This is a genomic window from Arthrobacter sp. StoSoilB19 (genome assembly GCF_019977275.1).
GTDB lineage: Bacteria > Actinomycetota > Actinomycetes > Actinomycetales > Micrococcaceae > Arthrobacter.
On record NZ_AP024650.1, the window covers coordinates 307,027 to 322,860 of the forward strand.

Annotated in this window: 16 protein-coding genes; 11 read left to right on the forward strand and 5 right to left on the reverse strand. The window is 66.4% G+C overall.

Annotated elements, in window-relative coordinates:
- Positions 1-16 precede the first annotated feature (16 nt).
- On the reverse strand, positions 17-1,354 hold the full coding sequence (locus tag LDO86_RS01505; protein WP_018770890.1) for an MFS transporter: 1,338 nt from the start codon (positions 1,352-1,354) through the stop codon (positions 17-19).
- A 186-nt stretch (positions 1,355-1,540) separates the two neighbouring features.
- On the opposite strand from LDO86_RS01505, the gene LDO86_RS01510 reads away from it, so the two are divergent.
- Genes LDO86_RS01510 through LDO86_RS01525 form a run of 4 tightly spaced genes read left to right on the forward strand, consistent with a single transcriptional unit; the run spans position 1,541 to position 5,446 of the window.
- On the forward strand, positions 1,541-2,365 hold the full coding sequence (locus LDO86_RS01510) for a sugar phosphate isomerase/epimerase (protein ID WP_134165344.1): 825 nt from the start codon (positions 1,541-1,543) through the stop codon (positions 2,363-2,365).
- Positions 2,366-2,390: 25 nt separating this feature from the next.
- Positions 2,391-3,164, forward strand: coding sequence for an SDR family NAD(P)-dependent oxidoreductase (locus LDO86_RS01515; protein ID WP_018770888.1), 774 nt, complete (start codon positions 2,391-2,393; stop codon positions 3,162-3,164).
- Positions 3,165-3,206: 42 nt separating this feature from the next.
- Positions 3,207-4,955: a dihydroxyacetone kinase family protein gene (locus LDO86_RS01520; protein WP_018770887.1), complete on the forward strand. Its 1,749-nt coding sequence runs from the start codon at positions 3,207-3,209 to the stop codon at positions 4,953-4,955.
- Positions 4,955-5,446, forward strand: a complete 492-nt coding sequence (locus LDO86_RS01525) for an RpiB/LacA/LacB family sugar-phosphate isomerase (protein ID WP_026266011.1) — start codon at positions 4,955-4,957, stop codon at positions 5,444-5,446. The genes LDO86_RS01520 and LDO86_RS01525 overlap by 1 nt, the downstream gene beginning before the upstream one ends.
- A gap of 23 nt (positions 5,447-5,469) precedes the next feature.
- Here the strand turns inward: LDO86_RS01525 and LDO86_RS01530 are convergent, their stop codons facing one another.
- Positions 5,470-6,078: a TetR/AcrR family transcriptional regulator C-terminal domain-containing protein gene (locus LDO86_RS01530; RefSeq protein ID WP_018770885.1), complete on the reverse strand. Its 609-nt coding sequence runs from the start codon at positions 6,076-6,078 to the stop codon at positions 5,470-5,472.
- 155 nt (positions 6,079-6,233) lie between these two features.
- Between LDO86_RS01530 and LDO86_RS01535 the strand changes: the two genes are divergently transcribed.
- The 3 genes from LDO86_RS01535 (at position 6,234) to LDO86_RS01545 (ending at position 9,859) form a co-directional block, all read left to right on the forward strand.
- Positions 6,234-7,688 carry an APC family permease gene (locus LDO86_RS01535; RefSeq protein ID WP_018770884.1) on the forward strand — a complete coding sequence of 485 codons (1,455 nt, stop codon included), beginning with the start codon at positions 6,234-6,236 and terminating at the stop codon, positions 7,686-7,688.
- Positions 7,681-9,330: an amidohydrolase gene (locus tag LDO86_RS01540; RefSeq protein WP_018770883.1), complete on the forward strand. Its 1,650-nt coding sequence runs from the start codon at positions 7,681-7,683 to the stop codon at positions 9,328-9,330. Before LDO86_RS01535 ends, LDO86_RS01540 begins: the two co-directional genes overlap by 8 nt.
- Before the next feature lie 88 nt (positions 9,331-9,418).
- Positions 9,419-9,859 carry an SRPBCC family protein gene (locus LDO86_RS01545; protein WP_018770882.1) on the forward strand — a complete coding sequence of 147 codons (441 nt, stop codon included), beginning with the start codon at positions 9,419-9,421 and terminating at the stop codon, positions 9,857-9,859.
- On the opposite strand, the gene LDO86_RS01550 is transcribed toward LDO86_RS01545, so the two are convergent.
- Positions 9,837-11,420 carry a carboxylesterase/lipase family protein gene (locus LDO86_RS01550; RefSeq protein ID WP_026266010.1) on the reverse strand — a complete coding sequence of 528 codons (1,584 nt, stop codon included), beginning with the start codon at positions 11,418-11,420 and terminating at the stop codon, positions 9,837-9,839. The genes LDO86_RS01545 and LDO86_RS01550 overlap by 23 nt on opposite strands.
- 118 nt (positions 11,421-11,538) lie before the next feature.
- On the opposite strand from LDO86_RS01550, the gene LDO86_RS01555 reads away from it, so the two are divergent.
- Positions 11,539-12,276, forward strand: a complete 738-nt coding sequence (locus LDO86_RS01555; RefSeq protein ID WP_223993445.1) for a GAF and ANTAR domain-containing protein — start codon at positions 11,539-11,541, stop codon at positions 12,274-12,276.
- On the opposite strand, the gene LDO86_RS01560 is transcribed toward LDO86_RS01555, so the two are convergent.
- Positions 12,261-12,566 carry a hypothetical protein gene (locus LDO86_RS01560; RefSeq protein WP_018770879.1) on the reverse strand — a complete coding sequence of 102 codons (306 nt, stop codon included), beginning with the start codon at positions 12,564-12,566 and terminating at the stop codon, positions 12,261-12,263. The two genes, LDO86_RS01555 and LDO86_RS01560, sit on opposite strands and share 16 nt — an antisense overlap.
- Before the next feature lie 212 nt (positions 12,567-12,778).
- Here LDO86_RS01560 and LDO86_RS01565 point away from each other — a divergent pair, with 212 nt between their 5' ends.
- The 3 genes from LDO86_RS01565 (at position 12,779) to LDO86_RS01575 (ending at position 14,449) form a co-directional block, all read left to right on the forward strand.
- A complete protein-coding gene (locus tag LDO86_RS01565) occupies positions 12,779-13,063 on the forward strand; it encodes a hypothetical protein (RefSeq protein ID WP_018770878.1) in 285 nt (94 codons plus the stop codon).
- A gap of 36 nt (positions 13,064-13,099) precedes the next feature.
- The gene (locus LDO86_RS01570; RefSeq protein WP_018770877.1) at positions 13,100-13,537 is read left to right on the forward strand and encodes a universal stress protein; all 438 of its coding nucleotides are present in this window, start codon (positions 13,100-13,102) and stop codon (positions 13,535-13,537) included.
- Between the two features lie 78 nt (positions 13,538-13,615).
- Complete coding sequence (locus tag LDO86_RS01575; protein ID WP_224084213.1) at positions 13,616-14,449, forward strand: nucleoside hydrolase; 834 nt, start codon at positions 13,616-13,618, stop codon at positions 14,447-14,449.
- A gap of 73 nt (positions 14,450-14,522) precedes the next feature.
- On the opposite strand, the gene LDO86_RS01580 is transcribed toward LDO86_RS01575, so the two are convergent.
- Positions 14,523-15,782 (reverse strand): family 1 glycosylhydrolase, encoded by a 1,260-nt coding sequence (locus LDO86_RS01580; protein WP_018770875.1) that lies wholly within the window; start codon positions 15,780-15,782, stop codon positions 14,523-14,525.
- Positions 15,783-15,834: the final 52 nt, after the last annotated feature.

Genomic DNA, 15,834 nt, shown 5'->3' on the forward strand with positions numbered 1-15,834 from the left:
GGTGCGTGCGGGTCATTCAGGCGTTGACGGTGTTGGGGGTGCTTTTGGTGGCTTCGTCGGCGAGCTCCCGTTCGCGCTTGCCCCAGGTTTCCCGGGTGGCGATGGCGGCCCAGAGGCCGATCAGGGCGTAGGCGCCGAAGAGCAGTGCCGGGCCCATCCAGCCGAAGCTGACGAACAGCAGGGTGGTGATGAACGGGGTGAAGCCGGAGACCATGGCGGAGATCTGGTAGGCCAGGCTGGCGCCGGAGGCGCGGGTGCGGGCCTGGAAGAGCTCGGGGAACCACGAGCCCTGGGCACCGGCGAGCGAGTTCTGGCAGACAGCGTACGAGATCACGATGGTGATGATGATGGCAATGAACAGGCCGGTGTTGACCAGCAGGAACATCGGGATGGCGAACAGTGCGGCAAAGGCGGTGGACCAGACGTACAGGGGGCGGCGCCCGATGCGGTCCGTCAGTGCTGCCCAGGCCTGGGTGGCGAAGATGCCGATGGCCGACGCGATGCAGAGGGCGATCAGGGTCTGGCTCTTGTCCGCCAGGTGCTGGCTGTTGATGTAGGAAATCATGTAGGTGATGGAGACGGCGTAGCCGGCGGTCTCGGCGATGCGCAGGCCGATGCCCTTGACGATGTTGCGCCAGTCAGTCTTGATGACCTCGACGATCGGGGCCTTGACGATGGTGCCGCTGTCCTTGACTTCATCGAAGACCGGGGACTCGGGAACCTTGGAACGGATGATGAGGCCCACGATCACCAGCAGGATGCTGGCGAGGAACGGGATGCGCCAGGCGAGTTCGTTGCCGAGCTGGACGCTGAAGAGGAAGGTCAGGTTGGCCAGCAGCAGGCCCACGGGGAAGCCGGCCTGGACGATCCCGGTGTACTTGCCCTTTGATTTCCAGGGGGCGTGCTCGTAGCTCATCAGGATGGCGCCGCCCCACTCCGCACCGAAGGCCAGGCCCTGGACGATGCGGACGAAGACGAGCAGTGCGGGGGCAAGCAGCCCCACCGCTGCGTAGGTGGGGAGCAGGCCGATGGCGAACGTGGCCAGGCCCATCAGGATCAGCGAGGCAACCAGGACGGGCTTGCGGCCCACCTTGTCACCAAGGTGGCCGCCGATGATGCCGCCCAGCGGACGGGCCGCAAAGCCGACGCCCAAGGTGGCGAAGGAGGCAAGCGTGCCGGTGACGGGATCGCTGCCGGGGAAGAACGCGGTGCCGAAGTACAGTGCGGCAGCGGTGCCGAAGCCGATGAAGTCATACGTCTCGATGACGGCCCCAACGCCGGATCCGATGGCAACTCGGCGGGCGTCCTTGGTGCCGTGCACCGGGCCGCGCATGGTCAGAGCATCTTTGCTCATGGTGGTTCCCTTTCGAAAAGCGGCTGAAGAAGTCCGCCGCTGTCGACTGTTAACAAATTGGTACGACCCAGTGTGACGCACATCATCTACACTGTCAACAGTCGACTTTCAGAGTTGACTGTTGACAGTTAACGCGACTACTGTGGTGTCCATCACTACCGCTCGGCACGATTCAAAGGATCAATGATGTTCCATTCCAGACTTGGGTGCTCATCCATCAGCTTCCGGCACCAGGACCTGGACACTGCCCTGGGCACCATGAAGGGTCTTGGTTTCGAGGAGATCGATCTGGGCGCCCTGCCCGGGGTCTGCGACCACGTGCCGTACGAACTTGACGGGGCCGCAGTGGCGGCGGTGTCGCAGGAAGTCGTCGCCTCCGGTGTGCGGGTCCGTTCAGTGAACGGCGACATCGGGGACCTGAACGCAGTCCTCGACGCCGATGGGCAGGACGCCAGGCGGCGCCACCTGGACGCCCTGCTCACCCTCACGGCCAACATCGGGGCCAAAGCCCTGGTGCTGCCCTGCGGCGCCCTGGACCACAACCCGGTCCGGAGCGTCGAGGGAGACCTGGACCTCATTGCCGCGCAGCTCGCTGCTGCTGGCCGGCGCGCTGCAGAGTTCGGCGTCGAACTCTGGACCGAATCCCTGCACTTCCTGCGGTTCTGCTGGAATCTGGAACGTGCGGGACTGCTGGCCGACCGGCTGGCCGGATCCGGCGTCGGAATCGTCATGGACTTCAGCCACATCACGGCTGCCGGCGAGGACGTCCAGGCGTATCTTGACCGGCACCCTGGCCGCATCAGCCATGTCCACCTGCGCGACGCCGTGCCGGGGAACATCAACCTCAGCATCGGCAACGGCGAGGCCGACTTCGCCGGCGGCCTGAAGCGGCTGGCCGCGGACGGCTACACGGGCCACTTCTCCCTGGAACTGGAGACCCGGGACGTCACCCATGACGAACGCCCGGCCGCCGCCGCCAAGGCTGCAAGCTTCATCACCGACCTCATCTGAACTGAACAACCCAAGGAGCACCACCATGACCGCCATCCAGCGCACCGCCGTCCTCACCGGAGCAACTTCGGACCGGGGCATCGGCATCACCACCGCCCGCCGCTACGCCCGTGAGGGCTGGGGCATCGTCATCCTGGACCTTGACGGCGAGAAGTCCGCCAAGGTCGCAGCCGAGATCGGCAATGAATTCAACGTTCCCGCCTTCGGCCACGAGATCGACGTCGCCAACGAAGCCTCCGTCAGCGCAGCCCAGGCCGCCGTCGCCGCAGAGGTGGCCGCCGGCAACCTCCCGCCCGTCGGCGCCCTGGCCAACATTGCCGGCATCACCTCCCCGGTTCCGTTCCTGGAAACCACCCTTGAGCTGTGGCACAAGGTCATGGACGTCAACGCCACCGGCACCTACCTGGTGACCAAGGCGTTCCTGCCGGAGATGATCGAGAACGGCTGGGGCCGGATCGTGAACATGTCCTCCGTCTCCGCCCAGCGCGGCGGCGGCGTCTTTGGCAAGGTCCCCTACTCCGCCGCCAAGGCAGCCATCCTGGGATTCACCAAGGCCCTGGCCCGCGAACTGGGCGCCACCGGCGTCACCGTCAACGCCATCACCCCGGGTGCCGTGGACACCAACATCCGCGTGGGCAGCACCGAGGAGCAGGAAGCCGCCATCAACGCGGGCATCCCGCTGGGCCGGAACGCCACCACGGAAGAAGTGGCCTCCGTCATCACCTTCCTGTCCTCCGAGGACTCCGCCTACCTCACCGGCACCACCATCGACATCAACGGCGGCAGCCACATCCACTAGCAGCAACAGCTCCCAGACCACCCCGGATGCCGGAGAACCCCCATGACCAAAATCTTCAATGACCCCTCAGAGTTTGCCGAGGAGGCCCTGGCAGGCTTCTGCGACGTCCACTCCGACCTGGTCCGGCAGGTTCCCGGTGGCGCTGTCCGCCGGTACCGGCCGGCGCAGCCCAAAGTCGCCGTCCTGGCCGGCGGCGGCTCGGGGCACTACCCCGCCTTCGCCGGGCTGGTAGGCGCCGGCTTCGCCGACGGCGCGGTGGTGGGAAACATCTTCACCTCGCCCTCCGCGCAGCAGGCCTACTCGGTGGCCAAGGCCGCAGAGTCCGGCGCCGGCGTCGTCTTCACCTACGGCAACTACGCCGGCGACGTGATGAACTTCGGCATGGCCAGCGAACGCCTGGCCGCCGAGGGCATCCCCGTGGAGAACGTCCTGGTGACGGACGACATCGCCAGCGCCCCGCCGTCGGAATCCGCTAAGCGCCGTGGCATCGCCGGTGACTTCACCGTGTTCAAGGTAATGGGGGCGGCGGCGGACAACGGCGCGGACCTCGCGGAGGTGGTGCGGCTGGGCCGCAAGGCCAACGACCTGACGCGGACCATCGGCAGCGCGTTTGCCGGCTGCACCTTCCCGGGCGCCGACTCACCGCTGTTCACGCTGCCCGAAGGGCAGATGGGCCTGGGCCTGGGCATCCACGGCGAGCCCGGCCTGCACGACACGGACCTGCCTTCGGCGAAGGACCTCGGGCAGGAACTGGTGTCCCGGGTGCTCTCTGAAACGCCACCTCACGCCGGCAAGCGCATCGCCGTCATCCTCAACGGCCTCGGCTCCACGAAGCATGAGGAGCTCTTTGTCCTCTGGGGAGCCGTGGCGCCGCTGCTCCGCGCGGCCGGCTACACGCTGGTGATGCCCGAGGTGGGCGAGTTGGTGACCAGCCTGGACATGGCCGGCGTCTCGCTCACGGTCACCTGGCTGGATGAGGAACTTGAGCGGCTGTGGGTTGCCCCTGCGGAGACGCCCGCCTACCGCCGTGGCAACGCGGCCCTGGAGTCCGGGGCCCGTGGCGTTGAGGAAACGTCCGACGGCGGCGCGGCCGCCGCTTCGTTCGTCGCCACGGACGCCTCCCGCGGGTACGCCGCCGCCTGCGTAGCGGCCATTGACGCCGCCCGTTCGTCGCTGCACGACGCCGAAGAGCGGCTGGGCCGCATGGATGCTATTGCCGGCGACGGCGACCACGGACGTGGAATGGTGCGCGGCGTGGATGCGGCAGCCGCCGCAGCGTCGGATGCCCTGGCCGGCGGGGCCGGCGCCGGGGATGTACTTGCCGCTGCCGGTGATGCCTGGGCGGACAAAGCCGGCGGCACCTCCGGCGTCCTGTGGGGAGCGGCGCTGCGTGCATTTGGCGAGACACTGGGCAACTCTTCCGCGCCCGAACCCGGTGCCCTTGCGGCAGCCGTGACCGCATTCGCTGACCGGATCATCCAGTTGGGCAAGGCCCAAAGAGGCGACAAGACCATGGTGGATGCCCTGCTGCCCTTCGCCTCCGCCTTTAGCCGCGCAGTGGCCGAGGGCGTGGAAACGGGCCGTGCATGGCAGGAAGCCGCGCAGGAGTCCGCTGCTGCGGCGGAAGCCACCGCGGACCTCCTTCCGCTCAAGGGCCGTGCCCGCCCGCTGGCCGAGAAGAGCCTGGGCACGCCGGACCCCGGTGCAACCTCCCTGGCGATGGTCTTCGCCGTGATGGGGCCGCACTTCACCCGCGCAACCGCTGCCACTGTGCAGGCGTCAGCAAAGTAATGGCAACGAAAGGAAACACCATGGGGCTGCGGCTCATTGTCGGCGCGGACGAGGCCGGCGTCGATTACAAGGACAAGATCCTGGCGGACCTGCGCACCGACCCCCGGGTCAGCGAGGTCCTCGACATCGGCGTCAACCGAAGCGACGCCCCGGACGACTTCACCAGGCCCTACCCCTACGTGGGCATCACAGCCGGCGAGATGATCCGGGACGGTGCCGCTGACCGGGCCATCCTCTTCTGCGGCACCGGAATCGGCGTGGCGATCGCTGCGAACAAAGTGGACGGCATCCGCGCCACCGCTGCCCACGACTCCTTCTCCGTGGAACGCTCCATCCTGTCCAACGACTGCCAGGTGCTCACCATGGGCCAGCGCGTGGTGGGCATCGAGCTCGCACGGCGGCTTGCGAAGGAATGGATCGGCTACACGTTCGATCCGACGTCGGCCTCCGCCGGGAAGGTCAAGGTCCTCACCGACTTTGAGGGCTGCTAGCGCTGGCGCGAAGCTGGGCGGGCTTACCCGTCCAGCTTCGCGCGGAGCCCTCCGATGATGACGTCGAGCCCGAAGTCGAACGCATGGTTGCCGCGCTCCGCCGGAGGGCCGGCATGGCTGACGGCGCGCTTGAGCGTGGGATAGCCCTCCGCCGGCGGATCCCAGACGACGTCCGGCGCGGCCAGATCCAGGGCCGCGCCCAACGCAAAGCTGTCAATCGTGGAAATCGCCGACACCACGTCCCGGCCACGGAAACCGGCAGCCTCCAAGGCAAGCGCGAGGTCCTCGTAAAGCCCGATGACCTCGGGGTCGGTAATGGACTGGAGCACCATCAGGGGTGCCAGCCGCGGATGGCGGGCAAAGGCGTCCCGGTAGGCGCGGATCAGGATCCGCAGGGCACCTTCCCAGTCCTCATGGTCCACCGGCGGATACGGCTCCTCGGTGATGATGCGGTGCCTGAGCAGTTCCAGGATCTGGTCCCGTCCCGAGACATGGTTGTAGATCGAGGACTGACTCACGCCGATCTTCCTGGCGAGTTTGGGAAAGCTGAAATCCCCGCTCTGGTCCACCAGTTCAAGTGCGGCCGTCGTGAGGGCCTCCACGGAAATCAATGGGAGGGGCGGGCGGCCCATCGGTTCTCCTGACTGCAGCTCTTGGACATCGGCTCCAGCCTAGCGGGCTGACACATATCCGCCCGTGCCGGCAAAACTATTGTGCTCTGGACCACTTGGTCCCATACTAAACGAAAGCCTTTCGTTTAAGTGGGCTTCAAGGAAAGGACAGAGCTGTGCCCGAGACCAAAACAAAACCAATTGCGCCGTCCGTGGATGGCGCACTCAAGCGCAATGCCCTGGGCACCGGAGGCATAGCCTTCCTGGTGATCTCGGCTGCGGCACCCCTGACAGTGATGGCGGGCGTAGCCCCGGTGGCGATCGGAGTAGCGGGCATCGGCGCCCCTGCCGGTTACCTCCTGGCGGGCATCGTCCTGACCCTCTTCGCCATCGGGTTCATGGCGATGACGCGCCACGTCAAAGCCTCCGGCGGCTTCTACACTTACATCTCGATTTCTTTGGGAAAGACCGTGGGGCTGGCGTCCGCCATCCTTGCGATCGTCTCCTACAACTGCCTCCAGATCGGCGTCTACGGGCTCTTCGCCGTCCAGACGCATGACATGCTGCAGGTCCTCTTTGGGCTTGAGGTTCCGTGGCCCGCCATTGCCCTCATCGCCGTCGCGGCTGTCTGGTTCCTGGGATACCGGGGGATCGACGTGGGCGCCAAAGTCCTCGGCGTCCTCCTGGTCGCGGAAACGGGCATTCTCGGCGTGATGGGCGTGGGCATCCTCAGCAGCGGTGGCGCACACGGTATCAGCCTGGGCTCCTTCAGCGCCGGGCAGGCCTTTGGACCTGGCGTCCTGGCAATCCTGGGCATCTGCTTCGCCGCCTTCATGGGCTTTGAATCCACGGTGTTGTACCGCTCCGAAGCCCGCAACCCGGATCAGTCCGTTCCCCGCGCCATGTACATCGCGGTGGGCTTCATGTCCGTGTTCTATGCCTTCATCGTCTGGGCCGTCATCCAGGCCTTTGGCGACGACCAGGTGGTGGAAGCCGCGGGCGAACTGTCCGGCGGGATGTTCTTCCAGACCATAGGGCAGTATGTGGGACCCTGGGCTGAAACTGCCATGTACGTCCTGATCGTCACCAGCGTCTACGCATCACAACTGGCGTTCCACAACGCCATCAACCGCTATGTCTACATGCTGGCCAGGGACGGGGTCCTGCCGGCGTTCCTCGGCCGCACGCACCACCGGTTCAGGTCACCGCACCGTGCCGGGCAGCTGCAGACCATGTTGGCAGCGGTGGTCATCACTGTTTGCGCCATCCTGAACGCGGACCCGTACCAGCAGCTCCTGATCTGGGTGAACACCCCGGGCATCTTCGGCATCGTGGGCCTCCAGGGGCTGGTGTCCGTGGCAGCATTCCTGTACCTCCGCCGGAACCCTGCTGCTGCCCGCAACAAACTCCTCGCCCCGCTCAGCCTCGTATCAGCGGTCCTGCTCTTCGGCGTCGTCCTCCTCATCGCACTGAACATCGAACTCCTTACCGCGGCCGACGCCCTGACCAACACCATCCTGATCCTGGTTACGCCTGTGGTGTTCGCCGGGGGCCTGCTGGCCGCCCGGTGGCTGCGCCGCCGTCGTCCTGCCACCTTTGACCGCATTGGAAGCTTCGAAGCACATGAATGACATGAATCCTGACCTGATTATCCTTGCCGGCACAGTCCACACCATGGACGGGACACCCAATGGACCTGCGCCCCAGGCTGTAGCGGTCCGGGACGGGCACATCCAGGCGGTTGGAACGCGGCGCGACGCGCAGTCCTGGGGTCCGGCCGAGGTCATCGATTTCGGTGACGCCGTCCTTACCCCGGGGTTGGTCGACTGCCACGTCCACCCCGTCATGGGCCTGGACATGACACGCGGCTGCGACCTCTCCGGCATCACGGACCTTGCCGCCGTGCGCGCCTTGCTGCGGGCAGAGGCGGCGGCAACGCCGGCGGGCGAATGGGTCCGCGGCTGGGGACTCGACCCAAATGCCTTCGGGTCAGCGCCGCCGCACCGGGAGCTGATCGACGACGTCGTGGCCGGCCGCCCGGCCGTGATCCGGCTGTTCGATGCCCATTCCGCCCTGGCGAGCACGGCGGCGCTGGAGACCGCCGGCATCACCGGGCCACGGCACTTCGACCAGGCAGCGGAAGTGGTCTGCGACGGCAGGGGGAACCCCACCGGTCTCCTGCTCGAAGCCGCGGCTTTGGACCTGGTCCTGAAACATATGCCCCAGGAGACTTTCCAGGAACGGAAGCGCCGGCTGGGTGAGCTCTTTGATTCGTTCTCCCGGGCAGGCCTGACAGGCATCCATGTCATGGACTGCGGGGAGGGAACCCTGGAGCTCCTTGCCGCCCTTGAGAACGATTTGGCCGGATGCGGCAGGGGCCTGCCGGTGCGCGTGCGGGTTTCGCCATGGTGCATGCCGGGAAGCGGGGAGGCCGACTGGCGGCGGCTGGTGGAGCAGGTCAGGACTGCTCGGGGCTCCCGGTGGGAAGTGGCCGGAATCAAGCTGTTCGTGGACGGCACGGTGGACAACGGCACGGCCTGGCTTTTTGAGCCCGACAGCCACGGCCAGTCCGTCGCACCCTTTTGGCCAAGCCCGGAGGAGTACAACCGGGCCATCAGGTTCTTCGCAAGCCAGGGCATTCCCACCGCAACCCATGCCATCGGTGACGCCGGCGTGGCGGCAGTGCTGGCAGCGTTCGAGGATCTTCCGGCGGACCTGCCCCGGGCTCCGCACCGGATCGAGCACCTTGAAACGGTCCCGGACGGACTCATCCAAAGGTTCGCCGGTTCCGGCCTGATCGCCAGCATGCAGCCCAGCCACTGCACCCACTATTCGCGCGCGGACCAGACGGACAACTGGTCAAGGCGGTTGGGAAAAGAACGGGCGGACCGTGGATGGCGGTCCGCTGACCTCCGGTCCGCAGGCGTAACGCTCGCGCTTGGCTCCGATTGGCCTGTCGCCCCCTTTCCGCCCCTTCCGATCCTCGCAGACGCGCAACTTCGGCGGCGGTCGGGCCACCCGGATGAACAGCCGATTGTGCCGGGCCAGGCGCTCACAGCACGCCAGGCGCTGGAAGGCTACACCTCGCACGCGGCCGAAGCTGCAGGGGAGCGGACGGTATCGGGCTCGGTAACGGTGGGCAAGCGCGCTGATTTCACCGTTTTCGACGTTGATCCACTGTCAACGGCCCCTGATGAGCTGGCGCAGGGTCACGTGCTGGCCACTGTGGTGAACGGCCTGCTGCAGCACTGTTCCGTGGGCGTCGCCGGCTAGCGGCGGCGGATTTTGCTCCAGGGGTTTTGCCCCAGCCCCCGCCGCGCGGGGGCTGGGCTTACGTGATCCCCCTTCCTAGACTGGGGTGATGATCACAGTCACCGGAAGTGTGGAAACCAACCTGTCCGCGGAGAAGGCCTTTGCCTTCATGAGTGAGTTCGAGAACACCCCCAAGTGGGACCCCAACACGCCCGTCATGGACAAAACCACCCCGGGGCCGGTGGCCGTGGGGCACAAGTACCATGCCGAGTCCGAGTTCCGGGGGAAGCGCCAGACCCTGGTCTACGAGGTCATCGAGCTGACCGACAACCACATCAAGCTGCGCGGCGAGAACAAAACTGTGACTTCCTTCGATTCCATCGACGTCACCCCCAACGGGACCGGTTCGGTGGTGAAGTACACGGCCGAGTTCAGCATCAAGGGACCGGCCAAGATCATCCAGCCCCTCCTGAAGCCCGCCTTCATGTCGCTGCGGGATCCGGCGCTGAACGGCATCCGGGACACCCTCAACGCGCTGGCAGCAGCCTGACGGCTTCGAAAAACTCCCTGATCTCATGGCGGGGGTCGGCTTCAAGCCGGGACTCGCCGTCGAGCACCATGGTGCGCCGCTGCCCTCCAACTCCCGGCCACGGAAGGCGTTCCGTGCCAGGTGACCCGGTTCCGGCGAAGGCCGCCCAGGCCCGGCTCATGGCGTCGCTGAGGGGCGCCGGTGCCTTGCCCCGTGTGAGGAAGGCGGCCTCCGGCGCGTCCAGGTGCCGGAAGACGAATGGGATGTCCAGGGCGTGGCAGGCACCCAGTTTCCCGCCCATGGCCGGGCTGCGCCATGTGAACAGGTAGGCGAAGTCCTTCCCGGCGGCTCCTTCACCGGTCGCTCCGTGGGCCAACCGGCCTGCGGCAGCCGCCTGCCTCGCGTCCAGCAGCCGGTTGCTGGGCTGGCGGTAAAGGGAATCCGCGATGGCGGCTTCCAGGAGTTCCTTGCCTGACGGTTCCCTGCCCAGCACCCTGGTGAGCGCCTCCGTATAGCCGGGGGCAAGCGCCGGCGGCACCCCCGCTCCGCACAGCACGGCGGCTGCACGGTCCGGGTAGCCCGGGTCCGACCCCGTGTCCGGGCGCATCTCGACGGCGAATGAGCCCTCGTTCAGGTTGGTGCCGATCAGCAGGTCCACCCCGAAGTTGACCCCGTTGCCGATACTTTCCAGCGGTGGCAACGGAAGCGACGGCGTGCCCACCGTGGGCTGGAATGGCAATGGAACCGCGAAGGACTCCGCCGCAGCACGCTGTTCCAGGGCGGCCTGCGCTTCCAGCAGCCGCTCCACAGGGACGGTCAGCAGTTGGTTGGCGGAGGAGGCATCCAGACCACACAACTCAAGGAATGTGGCGCTGATCCGCGCCGAGTCCTCCGGCCGGCGGCAGCGCTCGGCCGTGCCGCTTTGCATGATGGCCCGGCGGAAGAGCCCTTCCGACGCCGGCATGCCCAGCAGGGTGCCGATGGCTGCGGCGCCTGCGGACTCCCCGAAGATGGTCACGTTGTGCGGGTCGCCGCCGAAAGCGCCGATGTTGCGGCGGATCCAGCGCAGGGCCTCAAGCTGGTCCAGCAGGGCGAGGTTGGACGAATCGCCGTAACCGGGCCCCAGCAGGTCCGCCAGGTGCAGGAAACCCAGCGCGCCCAGGCGGTAGTTGATGGATACCAGCACCACGCCCGCCGCAGCCGCCAGCCGGGCGCCGTCGTACATTGCGTCACTGTTGGCGCCCATGAGGTAGGCGCCGCCATGGATCCATACCATTACGGGCCTGGCCGGGCCTTCCGTTGCCGGCGTCCAGATGTTCAGGTTGAGGCAAGCCTCTTCGCTCCAGGTGCGCGGCGTAGTGCCGGGAGGGGCATGGGACTCGGGATTCTGGGGCGCGGCGGGGCCAGGTGCGGTGCAATCAAGCACCCCGCTCCATGGCGATACCGGTACCGGCGGGCGGAATCGGTTGCTTCCCGACGGCGGCTCCGCGTAGGGGATGCCAAGGAACCGGTGGACGGTGGTCCCGTCAGTCTCAAGTGAATTGCCCAGGACGGATCCGTCCGGAGTGGAGAGGGGCGTCATGGTTGACAGGTTACGACACGGGCGAAGGTAGGCTGGCATCACCGTTCGGCAGTGGGCGGCCACAGAGGTGTGGCTTTTAACCAATGTCCGGGAGGTAAGACGCGTGCTCCATGCCGGCGTGCCTGAAGACGAGGATTTTGCAGACGTTGCCCTGCATCTCCAGGAGTCCTTCCTGCAGAACCCTGAAGTTGAGGCATTTCTCCAGGATCTTGCAGCCTACGCGGCGGCCCGGCTTGGCGGGGAGGGGCACGTGTGCTCCTGCGAAATCGTGGTGCTGCGGCCCAAAAAACCCGCGGCATGTGCCAGCAGCCACCGCAGTGCACAACTCCTCTGCCAGCTGGAGGCCACGCTTGGCGATGGTCCCGGCGCCACGGCCATGCGGGCAGGAAAGACAGTGCTGGTTTCCGACCTCCGGCGCGAAGACCGCTGGCCGGAGTATGTCCACGCTGTCCAGGAGCAGGGCTTCCGCTCGGTATTGAGTATCCCCGCGCTGCTGGAAGGCGATTCCCAGGGCGTGATTACGTTCCACTGTTCACAGCCCCTCGTCTTTGGCAGCCATGGCATCGGTGCCGCGGAAGCGTTTGTCCGGCAGGCCTCCAAGGGGCTGACACTTGCCCTGCGGATGCTGAAGCTGGAAGAGACCAGGGACGGCATGAGCGCCGCCATGCAGACGCGTACCGTGATCGACCTGGCAACCGGGGCCATCATGGCGCAGAACCGGTGCAGCCAGGCTGCGGCCTTCAAGCTGCTGCGGGACGCGTCCAGCACGCGGAACATGAAACTCCGGGATGTTGCGGCCGCCGTCGTCGCGTCAGTCGCCGGCGCCGCGGACACCTTCACCTACTTCGACGAGTAGGGATCCTTCCGTTCCGGGTCACGGTGTTCCGGCTGCAGGGTGGAAAGGGCGGAACCGCTGAGCGGAGCACGGAGCGGCAGGCCTTCGGAAGCGCAATGTTCGTTGACAGCCTGCGCCAGTGCGTCGCGTTCCTTCGTTGAAAGGGCGGCTTCGCCTGCGCAGTAGTCCCGGATGAGCTGTTCAGAGGCGTCCCCGCCCAGCCCAACGAACTCCAGCCACAACTGTGCCAGATCCAGCCGGTACTCCTTTATCAGAGCGCCGGTCAGGGCCTGCTGGTCCACGGCATCCATCGTCACGTCCTTGCCTTTGGTTGCACTCCTACGGTTGGGATTCGGAACCGGCGGCACCGTGGATGGGAAATGATCCAGGAAAATCCACAAGGGGAATTGACCCAGGCAGGCCGTGGGACCTTTGCCCCTAGGCAGGCAACTCCCGGAAGCAGTCAACTGGAGTGTCCGGAGCAGGCGAGTACACCCGGCGAGCACAACAGGAGGCAGAGACCATGGGCGCATGTGATGTCTGCGGCAGCAGCGAGGGCCGCATGTTCACCGTCAATATGGGGAACCAGACAGGCACGTTCGACAGCTTCGAATGCGCCATCCACATGATGGCTCCCGCATGTGAGCACTGCGGTTGCCGGATCCTGGGCCACCCCGTGGAAAGCCAAGCAGGCATCTACTGCTGCCTGCACTGTGCCAAGGAAGCAGGGAATCCCCACCAGTCCGCCAAACCTGAGCACTCCACGGTGGCCGTTCCGGCACACGGTGCATCAGCGGGTCAGGCCTAGTCCCGCCGGCACTACCGCAACAGGAAAAGGGAAGCCGTGGCCGGTAACGGAAGCTTCAGGATCGTGGTGGGCGTGGACGGTTCCGACCAGTCCCGGTCGGCAATGGACTGGGCCATCGAGGAGTCCAGGCTGCGCAAGGGTGAGGTCCAGGCGTTGACCGCCTGGAGCTTTCCTTATGTCAGCGATGCCCTGGGCACCGCCTGGGACTACGAGATCTTCCAGAAGGACGCCCAAGCGATCCTGGAGGCGGAGCTTGAGCGCATCAAGGACCAGGGCGTGACGATCACAGGACGGGTCGTGGAAGGCAACCCGGCAGCGGCACTCATTGACGCCTCCCGCGATGCCGACCTGGTTGTCGTCGGCTCCCGGGGCCATGGCGGATTTACCGGCATGCTGCTCGGCTCTGTATCCCACCAGACCATCCACCATGCGCACTGCCCGGTACTGGTCATCCGCGAGCCTGCCGCAGATTAGGACGGACCTTCCACCTTTCGGTGAATGGAAAGTGTCGTCGTGTGATGCTGCCTGCGCTGCAAGGCTTGCAGGATGGACATGATTCGGATTGAACCCCGGTGCCGCGTGATTGTCGACAACGACTGGGCCGGTGACCCCGACGGCCTGCTTGGACTGGCCCACCATGCCCTGTCCCCGGCAAACAGGATCGCAGCCGTCACAAGTTCCCTGACGAATCCGATGTTCGGGGTGCCGGAGGGCAGATCCCAGCGGGGCGCCTGCCTGGCCGGGGAACTGCTCCGGGTGCTCGAGCGCCCCGAACCGGCGGCGGTGCATCCCGGACCGGACAGCCCTTTTACCGGACAGCCACGGAGCTCCGCTGCGGCGAGCGCGATCATTGAAACCGCAATGACGGCGGATGACCTGCCCTTGATTCTGGTGTGCGCCGGTCCGCTCACCAATGTTGCGGACGCGCTCCTGCTGGAGCCGGGCATCGCCCGGTTGCTGACGCTTGCCTGGGTAGGCGGAGCCGCCCGGAACGACGACGAGTACAACTACTTCACGGACCCCGCCGCTGCGGACTTCGTGCTGGCGAACCAGGAGCTCGCAGTCTGGCAGTTCCCCGCCGAAACGTACCGGCAGATGGTGGCGTCCGTCGCGGAACTCGATCATGCCTTCAGGGTTGCCGGCCCGGCCGGCGAGTGGCTGTGGGAGCACTTCAACAGTCTTGAGGTGCCGGACTTCGTGAAATTCGGGCCGGTGTGGTGCCTTGGAGACAGTGCACCCCTGGTGGTCACCGGGCTGGATGACGTCACCTCGGTGTTCACCGAAACGTCCGCGAGGCCGTCCCGCCGGACTTATACGGGTGTGGACAGCCGGTTGGTTGTTGCGGACTTCTTTGCGAAGCTGCACCTGCACGCCCGGCGGCCGTAGACAAGGGCAAAAGGCCTGCGGCAGAGGAATGGCCCGGACTTCACAGGGAAGTCCGGGCCACTATGAACCACGCTTAAGCGGGTTGCGGTGCCCCGGCCCCGGCGTGCTCCCTGGCCAGGTTCCCCAGCCAGCGCGCGCTCTCCTTGGGAGTCCGCTCCTGCGTGGAGCGGTCCACGGCGATCAGGCCAAACTTGGGCCCGTAGCCGAAGATCCACTCGAAGTTGTCGAACGCGGTCCAGGCGATGTACCCGCGGACATCGATGCCGTCCGCAAGGCAGGAAGCAACCCCGTCGACGGCCGTCTGCAGGTACGCCACCCGCTGCGTGTCATCCTCGGTGGCCAGGCCGTTCTCGGTGACGATCACCGGGATGCCGGCGATCCTGTGGGCCTCGCGGATGGTGGCCTCCAGCGCCTGGGGATAGATTTCCTCGCCCATCTGGTTGGTGGGCACGCCCTCCGGTGCGGGGGCATGGCCATCGGGGCCGTACACGGTGCGCCCGTAAGTCTGGATGCCCACGAAGTCGTCACCCCGGGAGGCTTTGAGGAAGCGTTCGTTGACGTCCCGGCGCACCCGGTCTGCAATCCCTTCGCCACCGGGCAGCGCCTGGATATCGGAGTTTGCGAGGGTCCACCCCACCTGGAGGTCCGGGCGATGGGCTTTGATGGCCTTGGTGGCGGCCCGGTGCGCCGCCACCTTGACCTGGAACCCCGCCTCCGTGGAGCAGAACTGGAACGGGGCAACAGTGCTGGCATCCACGCCCAGGCGCTGGGCGGCGGCCGCCCAGATGGGCACCGAACCGCGGTTCTCCGGGGCTTCCCCGCCGATGCCGAATGACTCCAGCAGCCAAGGGAGGTTCGGCTCGTTCAGGGTGCAGGCGACGCCGATCAGGTCACCCAGGTGGGCCATGACCCGGTCGCAGTAGCGTGCGAAGAGTTCGGGCGTCCGGCTGCCCTCCCAGCCGCCGATCCGGAGGAGCCACAGCGGTGACGTGAAGTGGTGGAACGTGACCACCGGGGTGAGTCCATGTTCGTGGCAGGCTTCCAGCACCCGCTTGTAGTGGTCCAGCGCAGCCACCGAGAACTGGCCTTCCTCCGGTTCGATCCGGGCCCATTCAACGGAGAACCGGTAGCTGTTAAAACCGAGGCCGGCGATCAGTGCGATGTCCTCGCGGTAGCGGTGGTAGTGGTCCACGGCGTCCCCGGACGGCTCCGCGAAGATCGTTCCGGGAAGGTGCTCCAGGAACCAGGTATCGCTGTTGACGTTGTTGCCTTCCACCTGGTGGCCGGCGGTGGCCACGCCCCAAAGGAAGTCGCGGGGGAACGGGTTGGTCATGGGGTTCCTTTCGTGATGGACGCGTGCAGGCGTCCGAGGCTTCGTTGCCTTC

Excerpts from the sequence above, each read along its gene's own strand:
- LDO86_RS01515 (WP_018770888.1), top strand. The coding sequence starts at position 2,391 with ATGACCGCCATCCAGCGCACCGCCGTCCTCACCGGAGCAACTTCGGAC.
- LDO86_RS01530 (WP_018770885.1), bottom strand. The coding sequence starts at position 6,078 with ATGGGCCGCCCGCCCCTCCCATTGATTTCCGTGGAGGCCCTCACGACG.
- LDO86_RS01525 (WP_026266011.1), top strand. The coding sequence starts at position 4,955 with ATGGCAACGAAAGGAAACACCATGGGGCTGCGGCTCATTGTCGGCGCG.
- LDO86_RS01540 (WP_018770883.1), top strand. The coding sequence starts at position 7,681 with ATGAATGACATGAATCCTGACCTGATTATCCTTGCCGGCACAGTCCAC.
- LDO86_RS01505 (WP_018770890.1), bottom strand. The coding sequence starts at position 1,354 with ATGAGCAAAGATGCTCTGACCATGCGCGGCCCGGTGCACGGCACCAAG.
- LDO86_RS01560 (WP_018770879.1), bottom strand. The coding sequence starts at position 12,566 with ATGGATGCCGTGGACCAGCAGGCCCTGACCGGCGCTCTGATAAAGGAG.
- LDO86_RS01565 (WP_018770878.1), top strand. The coding sequence starts at position 12,779 with ATGGGCGCATGTGATGTCTGCGGCAGCAGCGAGGGCCGCATGTTCACC.
- LDO86_RS01510 (WP_134165344.1), top strand. The coding sequence starts at position 1,541 with ATGTTCCATTCCAGACTTGGGTGCTCATCCATCAGCTTCCGGCACCAG.
- LDO86_RS01575 (WP_224084213.1), top strand. The coding sequence starts at position 13,616 with ATGATTCGGATTGAACCCCGGTGCCGCGTGATTGTCGACAACGACTGG.
- LDO86_RS01550 (WP_026266010.1), bottom strand. The coding sequence starts at position 11,420 with ATGACGCCCCTCTCCACTCCGGACGGATCCGTCCTGGGCAATTCACTT.
- LDO86_RS01580 (WP_018770875.1), bottom strand. The coding sequence starts at position 15,782 with ATGACCAACCCGTTCCCCCGCGACTTCCTTTGGGGCGTGGCCACCGCC.
- LDO86_RS01545 (WP_018770882.1), top strand. The coding sequence starts at position 9,419 with ATGATCACAGTCACCGGAAGTGTGGAAACCAACCTGTCCGCGGAGAAG.
- LDO86_RS01520 (WP_018770887.1), top strand. The coding sequence starts at position 3,207 with ATGACCAAAATCTTCAATGACCCCTCAGAGTTTGCCGAGGAGGCCCTG.